This window comes from Pseudomonas agronomica (genome assembly GCF_025917275.1).
Classification (GTDB): Bacteria; Pseudomonadota; Gammaproteobacteria; order Pseudomonadales; family Pseudomonadaceae; genus Aquipseudomonas; species Aquipseudomonas agronomica.
Map to the genome: position 1 here is coordinate 1 of NZ_JAOSHO010000110.1, position 13050 is coordinate 13050.

At 60.9% G+C, this 13050-nt stretch carries 6 protein-coding genes; 5 read left to right on the forward strand and 1 reads right to left on the reverse strand.

Features of this window, described 5'->3' with window-relative positions; translation table 11 throughout:
• Nucleotides 1-46: 46 nt before the first annotated feature.
• Entirely contained in the window at nt 47-2998 is a 2952-nt protein-coding gene (gene glnE / locus OC610_RS10845) for a bifunctional [glutamate--ammonia ligase]-adenylyl-L-tyrosine phosphorylase/[glutamate--ammonia-ligase] adenylyltransferase (RefSeq protein ID WP_264427778.1), read from the reverse strand.
• Nucleotides 2999-3380: 382 nt separating this feature from the next.
• On the opposite strand from glnE, the gene aceE reads away from it, so the two are divergent.
• The 5 genes from aceE (at nt 3381) to msrA (ending at nt 12994) form a co-directional block, all read left to right on the forward strand.
• A complete protein-coding gene (aceE, locus tag OC610_RS10850) occupies nt 3381-6026 on the forward strand; it encodes a pyruvate dehydrogenase (acetyl-transferring), homodimeric type (RefSeq protein ID WP_181290926.1) in 2646 nt (881 codons plus the stop codon).
• An 11-nt stretch (nt 6027-6037) separates the two neighbouring features.
• Nucleotides 6038-7678, forward strand: coding sequence for a dihydrolipoyllysine-residue acetyltransferase (gene aceF, locus OC610_RS10855; RefSeq protein WP_264427779.1), 1641 nt, complete (start codon nt 6038-6040; stop codon nt 7676-7678).
• A gap of 302 nt (nt 7679-7980) precedes the next feature.
• Nucleotides 7981-9375 carry an alkaline phosphatase D family protein gene (locus tag OC610_RS10860; protein ID WP_264427782.1) on the forward strand — a complete coding sequence of 465 codons (1395 nt, stop codon included), beginning with the start codon at nt 7981-7983 and terminating at the stop codon, nt 9373-9375.
• 193 nt (nt 9376-9568) lie between these two features.
• Nucleotides 9569-12262 carry a putative bifunctional diguanylate cyclase/phosphodiesterase gene (locus OC610_RS10865; RefSeq protein ID WP_264427780.1) on the forward strand — a complete coding sequence of 898 codons (2694 nt, stop codon included), beginning with the start codon at nt 9569-9571 and terminating at the stop codon, nt 12260-12262.
• An 84-nt stretch (nt 12263-12346) separates the two neighbouring features.
• Nucleotides 12347-12994: a peptide-methionine (S)-S-oxide reductase MsrA gene (gene msrA / locus OC610_RS10870; protein ID WP_264427781.1), complete on the forward strand. Its 648-nt coding sequence runs from the start codon at nt 12347-12349 to the stop codon at nt 12992-12994.
• Nucleotides 12995-13050: the final 56 nt, after the last annotated feature.

Here is a 13050-nt window from a genome sequence, read left to right on the forward strand (position 1 = left end):
GGGTTCTGCACAGGCTTCAATACCGTGCAGCACCGCAAATCCATTTTCAGCTCAGTCCCAGCTCCCGCCAGATCCGCATCACCTGCCGACGCTCATTCACGAACTGGTCGCCTGCGATCACCCCGGCGTCTTTCTGCAAGGCCTGGCGGTGGGCGGCGGAGCGGTAGGCCTTGTAGGCCTCGCGCAACAGCGTGGCGTCTTCGGCGGGCATCAACCCGAGCTCCTGCAACCCATCCAGGATGCGGATGTTATCGGTGTAGCGCACCAGTGATGGGTGTTCCTCGGACCACGCCAAAGCCGCGTATTGCACCATAAATTCAATATCGACGATACCTCCGGCATCCTGCTTGAGGTCGAAGGGCGCCGTGGCCTCGAAAGCGTTCTGCGCAGTTCCGGCGGCGGTAGCCTTGCTGCCGAGGTTGTCGCGCATCTTGGCGCGCATCTCGCTCACTTCCTGGCGCAACGTCGGTAAATCCCGCTTGCGCCCCAACACCTGGACGCGAACCTTCTCGAACGCCTGACCCACATCCTGGCTGCCCACCAGCACACGTGCACGCACCAATGCCTGATGCTCCCAGGTCCAGGCTTCGTTCTCCTGGTAACGGGCAAACGCCCCCAATGAGCTGACCAGCAAACCCGATGCGCCGGAAGGCCGCAGCCGCATGTCCACTTCATACAGCTGCCCGGAGTTGGTCTGGGCCGTCAGCAGGTGGATGATCCGCTGGCCGAGCCGGGTAAAGAACTGCGCGCCATCGATGGGTTTCGGACCATCGGTTTCCGCCTGCGGGTCGCCATCGTGGATGAACACCAGGTCCAGGTCGGAACCATGCCCCAATTCCAGGCCGCCGACCTTCCCATAACCGACAATAATGAACCCCGGATCGCACAAACTGCCGTCGGTGCGCAACGGCACGCCATGCTTGGCCGCTGTCTGGCGCCAGGCGAGCGCCAGTACTTGTTCGAGAATCGCCTCGGCCAGCCATGTCAGGTAATCGCTGACTTTCATCAACGGCAGGCTGCCGGAGATTTCCGAAGCGGCCACGCGCAGACGGTGGGCCAGCTTGAAGTGCCGCAACGCCTCCATTTGTTGCTCGAGATCATCCTCGGGAATACGCGTCAGGCGTTCGCGCAGCTCCGCCGCCAACTCCGGCGCCAAGGGCGGCTTGAACAAGCGGCCTTCATTGAGCAATTCATCGAGCAGCAGCGGGAAGCGGGTAATCTGCTCGGCAATCCACGGGCTCGCCGCGCACAGCGTCAGCAAGCGCCGCAGGGCGCCGGGGTTTTCGGTGAGCAATACCAGGTAGGCCGAACGACGGGCCACGGCCTCCACCAACGGCAACACCCGCTCCAGCACCAGGTCCGGATCGGCATGTTCCACCGCCTGGGCCAGCAGGCGCGGAATGAAGGCGTCCAGGCGCTCACGCCCCAGGCGTTGCATGGCGCGTAATTGCGGGCTGGAGCGCAGCGCCGCCAAGGCCTTCAGTGCCTTGGGCGCATCGGCGAAACCGCCTTCTTCCAACTGGCGACACGCCGCTTCCTCATCCTGGCTGTCTTCCCACAGCGGCAACCATTCGCCCCCGACTGCCACTTCGCCTTCGCTACCGGCTTCTTCATCAGGATCGGCGATCACCTGGCCAAAATGCCAGGCCACGCGCCCGCGCCAGTACATCAGTCGTTCATGGAACGCCGTCCAATCAGCGAAGCCCAGCATGAACGCGATACGCGCCTGATCCTGGACGCTGTCCGGCAGCATCTGGGTCTGGCGGTCGGCGATGGCCTGGATCGCATGCTCGGTATAGCGCAGGAACTCATAGCCCTCGCGCAGTTCGTCGATCACCTTGGACGGCAGATAACCTTGGCCTTCCAGGGTGCCGAGCACTTTCAACAGGGGTCGTTGCTGCAAGCTCAAGTCGCGACCGCCGTGGATCAGCTGGAACGCCTGGGCGATGAACTCCACTTCGCGAATCCCGCCCGAACCCAGCTTGATGTTGTCGGCCATGCCCTTGCGCCGCACTTCCTGCTGGATCAACTGCTTCATGGTGCGCAGCGCTTCGATGGCGGAAAAATCCAGGTAACGGCGATAGACGAACGGGCGCAGCATGTCGAGCAGTTGCGCGCCGGCCACCTGGTCGCCCGCCACCACGCGCGCCTTGATCATGGCGTAGCGCTCCCAGTCGCGGCCCTGGTCCTGGTAATACTGTTCCAGCGCGTTGAAGCTCAGCACCAGCGCACCGGCCGAGCCGTAGGGGCGCAGGCGCATGTCGACGCGGAACACAAAGCCATCGACGGTCATCGGGTCGAGGGCCTTGATCAGGCGCTGGCCGACGCGGATGAAAAACTCCTGGTTATCCAGTGGCCGCTTCGCGCCGACGGTTTCGCCGCCTTCGGGGTAGGCGAAGATCAGGTCGATGTCCGACGACAGGTTCAGCTCCACCGCGCCCAGCTTGCCCATGCCCAGGATGACCATCTGCTGCGGCTCGCCGCTGCGCCGTCCGGTAGGCGTGCCGAATTGCTGGCTGAGGCGCTGGTACAACCAGTGGTAAGCCTGGTCGATGCAGGTGTCGGCCATGTCCGAGAGATCCCGGCAAGTCTGCACCAGGTCGGCCTGGCGCGTCAGGTCACGCCAGATGATCCGCACCTGCTGGCGGGTACGCTGGCGGCGCAGGACGCGGCCCAGTTCGTCTTCGGTTTCGGCGGCCTGGACGGCGGCACCGATCTGCGCGCACATTTCACCCGGCGCCAGGCTGCGGTCCAGTTCGCCGCTGCTCACCAGCGCCAACAGCATCAGCGGGTCCCGTACACTTTGCTCGACGACAAAGTCACTGGCGGCGGCGACGCGGTTGAACTCGGCCCAGCGCTGCGGCGTCCAGGCCGACAAGCCATGATCGTCGTCGAGGGAAGCGACCGCCGCGCGGAACGACTGCTCGGCGCGACTGACCAATGACTGAAGAATCGCCGGTACCTTTTCCGATATTGGGGCAAGCGAGGGCAGGCTCATGGTCTATCCTTGATCGGCGCAGGAAGGGCTGGATGTAGTGTTTTTACAGAAGACACTACCTGATCGACTGTCGAACAAAGATGATAAATAGCTGATTTTCTGATTTTATTGGCAGCCGGCATCAAGTTTTTACCTGTTCGAGTTGGCAAATGACCAACAGTAACGATTATTCTCACAACGAAACGAGGGGCCATCAGCCGCTCATGTGTAGTTTTACTACTCGTCTATACATTCGAAAGGCTGAAACGGTCGACGATTTGTAGTAAAACTACACGCCGCCGAAACAACCTTCGGCAATCCAAGAATTTATATCGTCTGCCCACAAGGCCAGTCGCAAACTCAGGCAACCGATTCTGGTAGCCTTTCCGCCCTGGAGCAAGCCATGCAAGACCTCGATCCCGTCGAAACCCAGGAATGGCTGGACGCCCTGGAATCGGTTCTCGACAAAGAAGGCGAAGACCGTGCTCATTACTTGATGACCCGTATGGGTGAACTCGCGACCCGCAGCGGTTCGCAACTGCCCTACGCCATCACCACGCCGTACCGCAACACGATCCCCGTTACCCACGAAGCACGCATGCCTGGCGACCTGTTCATGGAACGCCGCATTCGCTCGCTGGTGCGCTGGAACGCGTTGGCCATGGTCATGCGTACCAACCTGAAAGATTCTGACCTGGGCGGTCACATCTCCAGCTTCGCCTCCAGCGCGACGCTGTATGACATCGGCTTCAACTATTTCTTCCAGGCCCCGACCGACGAACACGGCGGCGACCTGATCTACTTCCAGGGTCACGCATCGCCAGGCGTCTACGCCCGTGCGTTCATGGAAGGCCGCATTTCCGAAGACCAGATGAACAACTTCCGCCAGGAAGTGGACGGCAACGGCCTGTCCTCGTACCCGCACCCTTGGCTGATGCCTGATTTCTGGCAGTTCCCGACCGTTTCCATGGGCCTGGGCCCGATCCAGGCGATCTACCAGGCACGTTTCATGAAGTACCTGGAAGCCCGTGGCTTCATCCAGCCAGGCAAGCAGAAAGTCTGGTGCTTCATGGGCGACGGCGAGTGCGACGAGCCGGAATCCCTGGGCGCGATCTCCCTGGCCGGCCGCGAGAAGCTGGACAACCTGATCTTCGTCATCAACTGCAACCTGCAGCGCCTCGACGGCCCGGTTCGCGGCAACGCCAAGATCATCCAGGAACTCGAAGGCGTGTTCCGTGGTGCCCAGTGGAACGTCAACAAAGTCATCTGGGGCCGCTTCTGGGACCCACTGCTGGCCAAGGACGTCGACGGTATCCTGCAACGTCGCATGGACGAAGTCATCGACGGCGAATACCAGAACTACAAGGCCAAGGACGGCGCGTTCGTCCGCGAGCACTTCTTCAACTCGCCTGAACTCAAGGCCATGGTTGCCGACCTGTCCGACGACGAGATCTGGAAGCTCAACCGTGGTGGCCACGACCCGTACAAGGTCTATGCCGCATACCACCAGGCGGTCAACCACAAAGAGCAACCGACTGTCATCCTGGCCAAGACCATCAAGGGTTATGGCACCGGTGCCGGCGAAGCGAAGAACACCGCGCACAACACCAAGAAGGTCGATGTCGAGAGCCTGAAGCTGTTCCGCGACCGCTTCGACATTCCGGTCAAGGACAGCGAGCTGGAAAACCTGCCGTTCTTCAAGCCCGAAGAAGGCAGCGCCGAAGCCCGCTACCTGGCCGAGCGCCGTGCAGCCCTGGGCGGTTTCGTGCCACAGCGCCGCGCCAAGAGCTTCAGCATCCCGACTCCGCCACTCGATACCCTCAAGGCCATCCTGGACGGCTCGGGCGACCGTGAAATCTCCACCACCATGGCTTTCGTGCGGATCCTCGCGCAACTGGTCAAGGACAAGGAAATCGGCTCGCGCATCGTCCCGATCATCCCGGACGAAGCCCGTACCTTCGGTATGGAAGGCATGTTCCGCCAGTTGGGCATCTACTCGTCCGTCGGCCAGCTCTACGAGCCAGTCGATAAAGACCAGGTGATGTTCTACAAGGAAGACAAGAAGGGCCAGATCCTCGAGGAAGGCATCAACGAAGCGGGCGCCATGAGCTCCTTCATTGCCGCCGGTACTTCGTACTCCAGCCACAACCAGCCGATGCTGCCGTTCTACATCTTCTACTCGATGTTCGGCTTCCAGCGTATCGGCGACCTGGCCTGGGCCGCTGGCGACAGCCGTACCCGTGGCTTCCTGATCGGCGGCACCGCCGGCCGCACCACCCTCAACGGTGAAGGCCTGCAGCACGAAGACGGCCACAGCCACATGCTGGCCGGGACCATCCCGAACTGCCGCACCTATGATCCGACCTACGGCTACGAGCTGGCGGTGATCATCCAGGACGGCATGAAGAAGATGACCGAAGAGCAGCAGGACGTCTTTTACTACATCACCGTGATGAACGAGTCCTACCAGCAGCCAGCCATGCCGGCCGGCGTGGAGGCAGGTATCGTCAAGGGCATGTACCTGCTCGAAGAAGACACCCGCGAAGCGGCGCACCACGTGCAACTGATGGGCTCCGGCACCATCCTGCGCGAAGTGCGTGAAGCAGCGAAGATCCTGCGCGAAGAGTTCAACATCGGCGCTGACGTCTGGAGCGTGACCAGCTTCAACGAATTGCGTCGCGACGGCTTGGCCGTAGAGCGCAGCAACCGTCTGCACCCTGGCCAGAAGCCAAAGCTGAGCTACGTCGAAGAGTGCCTGAACGGCCGCAAAGGTCCGGTCATCGCCTCTACCGACTACATGAAGCTGTTCGCCGAGCAGATCCGCCAGTGGGTTCCTTCCAAGGAATTCAAAGTGCTGGGCACCGACGGTTTCGGCCGTAGCGACAGCCGCAAGAAGCTGCGTCACTTCTTCGAAGTCGACCGTAAGTTCGTTGTGTTGGCAGCCCTGGAAGCCCTGGCTGACCGCGGCGATATCGAACCTAAAGTGGTGGCCGAAGCCATCGCCAAGTTCGGCATCGATCCGGAAAAACGCAACCCACTGGACTGCTGAGGAGAATTTTCGTGAGCGAACTCATTCGCGTACCTGACATCGGCAGCGGTGAAGGTGAAGTAATTGAACTGTTTGTGAAGGTCGGCGACCGTATCGAAGCCGACCAGAGCATCCTGACGCTTGAATCGGACAAGGCCAGCATGGAAGTGCCTGCGCCGAAGGCCGGTGTCATCAAGAGCCTGAAAGTGAAGCTGGGCGATCGCCTGAAAGAAGGCGACGAACTGCTGGAGCTGGAAGTCGAGGGCGCCGCTGCGGCGCCTGAAGCGGCCGCACCGGCTGCTGCCCCGGTGGCGGCTGAAAAACCTGCCGCCGCACCGGCTGCCGAAGCGGCTCCCGCTCCGGCCGCCGCGCCTGCCGCTGCCACGGTCCAGGACATTCACGTCCCGGACATCGGTTCGTCGGGCAAGGCCAAGATCATCGAAGTACTGGTCAAGGCCGGCGACACCGTCGAAGCCGACCAGTCGCTGATCACCCTGGAATCCGACAAGGCCAGCATGGAAATCCCATCGCCGGCCGCCGGCGTGGTGGAAAGCGTCGAGGTCAAGCTGGAAGACGAAGTCGGTACTGGTGACCTGATCCTGAAGCTGAAAGTAGCAGGTGCCTCGGCACCTGCCGCACCAGCCCAGGCCGCTGCGCCGGCCGCCAAGGCTGAAGCAGCACCAGCGCCAGCCGCCGCGCCTGCGGCCAAGGCCGAAGCGGCTCCTGCCCCTGTCGCCGCCGCGCCTGCGCCTAGCGGTGCCAAGGTGCACGCCGGCCCTGCGGTGCGTCAGCTGGCCCGTGAATTCGGTGTCGAGTTGTCGGCCGTCGGCCCAAGCGGTCCTCACGGTCGCGTGCTGAAGGAAGATGTGCAGGCCTACGTCAAGGCCATGATGCAGAAGGCCAAGAACGCTCCGGCCGAAGGCGCCACCGGCGGCGCGGGCATCCCGCCGATCCCGGCGGTGGATTTCAGCCGCTTCGGCGAAACCGAAGAAGTGGCCATGACTCGCCTGATGCAGATCGGCGCGTCGAGCCTGCATCGCAGCTGGCTGAACATCCCGCACGTGACTCAGTTCGACCAGGCTGACATCACCGAGCTGGAAGCTTTCCGCGTCGCGCAGAAAGCCGTGGCGGAAAAGGCCGGCGTCAAGCTGACCGTACTGCCGCTGCTGCTCAAGGCCTGTGCGCACCTGCTCAAGGAACTGCCGGACTTCAACGCCTCCCTGGCCCCAAGCGGCAAGGCGGTGATCCGCAAGAAATACGTGCACATCGGCTTTGCCGTCGACACCCCGGAAGGCCTGTTGGTACCGGTCATCCGCAACGTCGACCAGAAGAGCCTGCTGCAACTGGCTGCCGAAGCCGCTGCCCTGGCCGAAAAAGCCCGGAGCAAGAAGCTCACCGCCGACGACATGCAGGGCGCCTGCTTCACTATCTCCAGCCTCGGCCACATTGGCGGCACCGGTTTCACGCCGATCGTCAACGCGCCGGAAGTGGCGATCCTGGGCGTTTCCAAGGCAACCATCCAGCCAGTCTGGGACGGTAAGGCCTTCCAGCCGAAGCTGATGCTGCCACTGTCGCTGTCCTACGATCACCGTGTGATCAACGGCGCCGCCGCTGCACGCTTCACCAAGCGCTTGAGCGACTTGCTGGGCGACATCCGCACCATCCTGCTGTAACACCGAACGGCCCTCTTCGCGGAGGGCCGTTCGGCAGTCGTTTTCCGAGCGCCACGCTCGTACCTCAACCCCGCCCATTTGGCGGGGCTTTTTTTTGCGTGGGATAAAAACGTTTTATTCCAGCACGATTTTTCCTACTGCATTACGCAACATGGCCTACTTGTTCTATCAGCCATTACTCACAACTAACGCCCCCTCCCCGCTCACTATTTATTGCATGCGGCGCTTTAGCATAGTTACCGATCACCCACTAAACACCCGCAACCGTAAAACAATCTTTATAACTTCGAATGGATTCGAACATGCTAAAGCCCACTATTGGTCCTATTGTCGGCCACACAACAACTGACCACGCGCGTATATTTCTACGAGGCGATGGAGATGCTAACGACCCGGTATTCGCCGGCATTCGCTACAGGCGAAAAGGCGATACTGCCTGGTCAAGAGGACAGTTTTCCCGCCTGTTTTCCTACCGTGATTTTTGCGCCGTCATCGTATTGAAAGGCCTCCAGCCCGATACCGTTTATGAATACCAGGCCGGTTGGAAAACCACACTGAGCCCGGCACACACCGTCGAAACCATTCTGGAATTGCCCTTGCAATGGCCCAAGGACGTTTACCAGCTACGCACTCCGACCGGCCAGGCCAACGCGGCTCGCAGCTATATCGTGGGGTCTTGCCGATACCTTCGGATCACCGCTGGCGTCCCATCGCGGCCAGCGCTGGGAGACCGCACGTTCGCCGGTATCAACCGAATCGTCGAACAGGCCGATCCGCCAATCAGCGCGGTGCTGATGACCGGAGACCAGGTGTATCTCGACGACTTGAACATCGTCGCCCCGGACCACAGCCATAAGGACATATTATTTAAGTACCGCACAGCACTTTCCCAACCCCACATCAAAAAGTTGATGTCCAACGTTCCGACCTACATGATGCTCGACGACCACGAGATCGAGGACAACTGGCCGACTAACAGAACCAAAGATGATGAATTACTTTATGCAAATGCGTTGGAGGTCTATGAGATATACCAAGCCAGCCACAGCCCGGCCCATGAACTTTTAAGCGACGGCACGTTAAGTCAAACACTGCCACGCTATTGGTACTCATTCACCCACGGCGATATCGAGTGGTTCGTGACTGACAGCCGGACTCGACGCAACCTGTCGATGAACGATCGACGCATCCTGGATGCCGAACAGGAACAATCGCTGCTCGACTGGCTGATCAACAGCCCCGCCCGCGTCAAGTTCATTGTCACTAGCGTCATGTTCTACCCCGACCGCCGATTCAATGGCGGGGACGCCTGGCAAGCCTTTCCGGCGCAACGCCTGCGAGTGCTGGAAACCATCCGCAGCCATCGGATCAAGAACGTGATTTTCGTATCTGGTGACGTGCATGGCTCCCTGACGAGCCTGTTGGCGCATAGCCAGGATCCTGACTTCCAGGTTCACACCATCGTTTCCTCGCCGTTTTGCAACAGCAAGCTGCTGCCCTACGCCAAGGCCTCGACTTTTATTTTCGGTAAACCCATGGCCAAGGCCCCAAGCGGTGAATACCAATACGAACTGACCAGCAAGGTCATCAGCCAGGACAACTTTGCACAGCTGAAAGTCACGGTCCAGAGCGTTCAGGTAACGTTTCGTGACCGTGACGGCGCGCCGTTGGAGGTCGTCGATATACCGTTGCGCTGATCGGCAGCAGGCCAACGAGTACCTCTGATCGGCTGGCAACTGGAGAAATCCCTTTGTCGGCCGATAAAAGGTTTATAGCACTTGGCCTTCATGTCTCTTGTCAGCCAGTGCCGCAATGATGCAACCTTGCGGCAATCCGTAATGACGAGGGCGTCAGCCCGGCGCGATCAGCATTTTCGAAGCGAGTTTCCCCATGAAAAGCCAACCCGATGCCGCCAGCCGTATGGCGGCCGAGGTAGTGACGCAGTTACCGGTGCCCTCGCGGCTCGGTATGCTGCGTTTCGAACGGCTGAATGAAGCAAGCTGGGCGCTGCTATTCCTTGATCCAAACTGCGAACGCTACTTCGGCTTGCCGGCCGTGGAGCTATGCTCACTGGTCAGTTCCCCTTACGCCAGCCTGATGGAGCCTGAAGCGCGCTATCAGTTGCATGATGCCATCCAGCAGCAACTGGCCCAAGCGTCCCACTACCTGATCCGCTATACGCTGCACACCGCCAAAGGGCCGATGAACCTGCTGGAGACCGGTGAGGCCTACAGGCAGCACAATCGTCACCTGCTGCGCGGTTATCTGTTGGTCGTCGACGACCTGCTGCAGGACGAGCCGTCCTTGCCGGCCGTCGATCTGGAAACCCAGAACTCACGACTGCAGATTGCCCTGGAACTGAACCAGCGCGCCCAGCAGGAACAGCTCCAGCACCTGGACCGGGTCCGTGCCCAACAAGATTTGATCCTGCTGCTCACCCGCCAGCGCTACAGCGCCAACAACTCGCTGCAAGAAGCCGCCGAATTGATCACCCGCAGCGCCTGCGATATCTATCAGATCGACTGCGCAAGCATCTGGAACCTGGAAGACGGCAGACTTGTGCCGATCTCGGCCTATAACCGCTCCTCCCAGGAATACTTCCTTCCGGATGTCATCAACGCCAACGACTTTCCAAATTACATGGAGGCACTGCAGACCTGCCGAGCCATCGACGCGCACAATGCGATGCGCGACCCGCGCACCCGGGAAATGGCCGACAGCCTGCGAGCCCGCGACGTCAACGCCATCCTCGACGCCAGCATCCGGATCGATGGGCAAGTGGTGGGCGTCCTGTGCCTGGAACAAGTGGGCGTCACCCGGGCCTGGCAGTCGGACGAAATCGCCTTCGCCGGCGAACTGGCAGACCAGTTCGCCCAGGTCATCAACAACCACAACCGCCGCACCGCCACCAGCGCCCTGCATCTGTTCCAGCGCGCCGTGGAACAGAGCGCCAACGCGTTCCTGCTGGTCAACTGCGACGGCGTGGTGGAATACGTCAACCCGAGCTTCACCGCCATCACCCAGTACACCACCGAGGAAGTGCACGGCCAACGGCTGTCCGAGCTGCCGGCCCTGGAGAACCTCAGCGAGCTGCTGTTCGATGCGCCCTCAGCCCTGGCCCAGAGCAATAGCTGGCAGGGCGAATTCAAGAGCCGGCGCAAGAACCTCGAACCCTACTGGGGCCAGCTGTCGATTTCCAAGGTCTATGGCGACAACCGCGAACTGACGCACTACATCGGCATCTACGAAGACATCACCCAGACCAAACTGGCCCAGCAGCGCATCGAGCGCCTGGCCTATACCGACAACCTGACCAACCTGGGCAACCGACCGGCGTTCATTCGCAACCTCGATGAACGCTTCGCCCGGGACAGCGACTCGCCCATCAGCCTGCTGCTGGTGGACATCGACAATTTCAAGCGCATCAACGACAGCCTCGGCCACCAGACCGGCGACAAACTGCTGATCAGCCTGGCCCGGCGCCTGCGCAACAGCCTGAGCCCCAGCGGCAGCCTGGCGCGATTCGCCAGTAACGAATTTGCGGTACTGCTGGACGACACCGACCTCGAGGCCGGCCAACAGATCGCCAGCCAGTTGCTGATGACACTCGACAAGCCGATGTTCGTCGATAACCAACTGATCAGCGTGACCGGCTCCGTGGGCCTGGCCTGCGCGCCGCTGCACGGTCGCGACCCGCAGACGCTGATGCGCAACGCCGGCCTCGCCCTGCACAAGGCCAAGGCCAACGGCAAGCATCAGGTCCAGGTGTTCACTGAGGCCCTGAACGCCGAGGCCAGCTACAAGCTGTTCGTGGAAAACAACCTGCGCCGGGCCCTGACCCAGAATGAACTGGATGTCTTCTACCAGCCCAAGCTCTGCCTGCGCAGCGGTCGCCTGCTGGGCATGGAGGCGCTGCTACGCTGGAACCATCCGGAAAGAGGCATGATCCGTCCGGACCAGTTCATCAGCGTGGCCGAGGAAACCGGCCTGATCATCCCCATCGGCAAATGGATCGCCCGCCAGGCCTGCCGTATGAGCAAGCAGCTGACCGCCGCCGGCCTGGGCAACCTGCAAGTGGCGATCAACCTGTCACCCAAGCAGTTTTCCGATCCGGACCTGGTGGCCTCGATTGCCAGCATCCTCAAGGAAGAACAATTGCCTGCGCGGTTGCTGGAGCTGGAGCTGACCGAAGGCCTGCTGCTTGAAGCGACCGAGGACACCCACCTGCAACTCGACCAACTCAAGCGCCTGGGCCTGACCCTGGCGATGGATGACTTCGGCACCGGTTATTCGTCCCTGAGTTATCTGAAGAAATTCCCGATCGACATCATCAAGATCGATCGCAGCTTCATCCATGAAATCCCGGACAACCAGGACGATATGGAAATCACCTCCGCGGTGATCGCCATGGCCCACAACCTGAAACTCAAGGTCGTGGCCGAAGGCATCGAAACCGCCCAGCAGCTCGCCTTCCTGCGCCGCCATCGCTGCGACGTCGGCCAAGGCTACCTCTTCGACCGGCCGATCCCCGGCACAGAGCTTATCGAGAAGCTCAAGCGTTATCCGCGCGGCCCGCTGGTCTGACAGCCGCTTATAGCTTGCGGCGGCTTTTCTGAGGCACACTGACGGTCTATTTCGCTCAACTCAATCTGACTGAGAGGACTGATAATGGTCTTGCGCTCGGAAATCCTGGTGAACAAAAACGTGCTTCCTACTCCCGATCAAGCTCTTCCCGGCCGTGAAACCCCGATGGCCGTGCCGGAAAAACACTTCGTCCACGACGCGCCGCTGCTGGGCCCGTTTGCCATGGACGTGGATTTCGCCATCTTCGGCCTCGGCTGCTTCTGGGGCGCGGAGCGCAAGTTCTGGCAACGTGAAGGCGTCGTCAGTACGGCGGTGGGATATGCGGGCGGCTTTACGCCGAACCCGACCTATGAAGAGGTCTGCTCTGGCCTGACCGGCCACAGCGAAGTGGTGCTGGTGGTCTACGAGCCGGCGAAGGTCAGCTACGAGCAGCTTCTGAAAATGTTCTGGGAACTGCACAACCCGACCCAGGGCATGCGCCAGGGAAATGACATTGGCACCCAGTATCGCTCGGTGATCTATTGCACCACGCCCGGGCAACTGGAAGCAGCGAAGAACAGCAAGGACGTGTTCCAGGCTGAGCTGAACAAGGCCGGTAAAGGCGAAATCACTACCGAAATCGACGAAGCGCCGACGTTCTACTTCGCCGAGGCGTATCACCAGCAATACCTGGCGAAAAATCCTGAAGGCTATTGCGGAATCGGCGGCACCGGCGTGACCTGCCCGATCTGACGTTCGGGCCCTGAAAAGCTTCGTCGGATCGCCGCCCGGAGCAAGCCCGCTCCCAC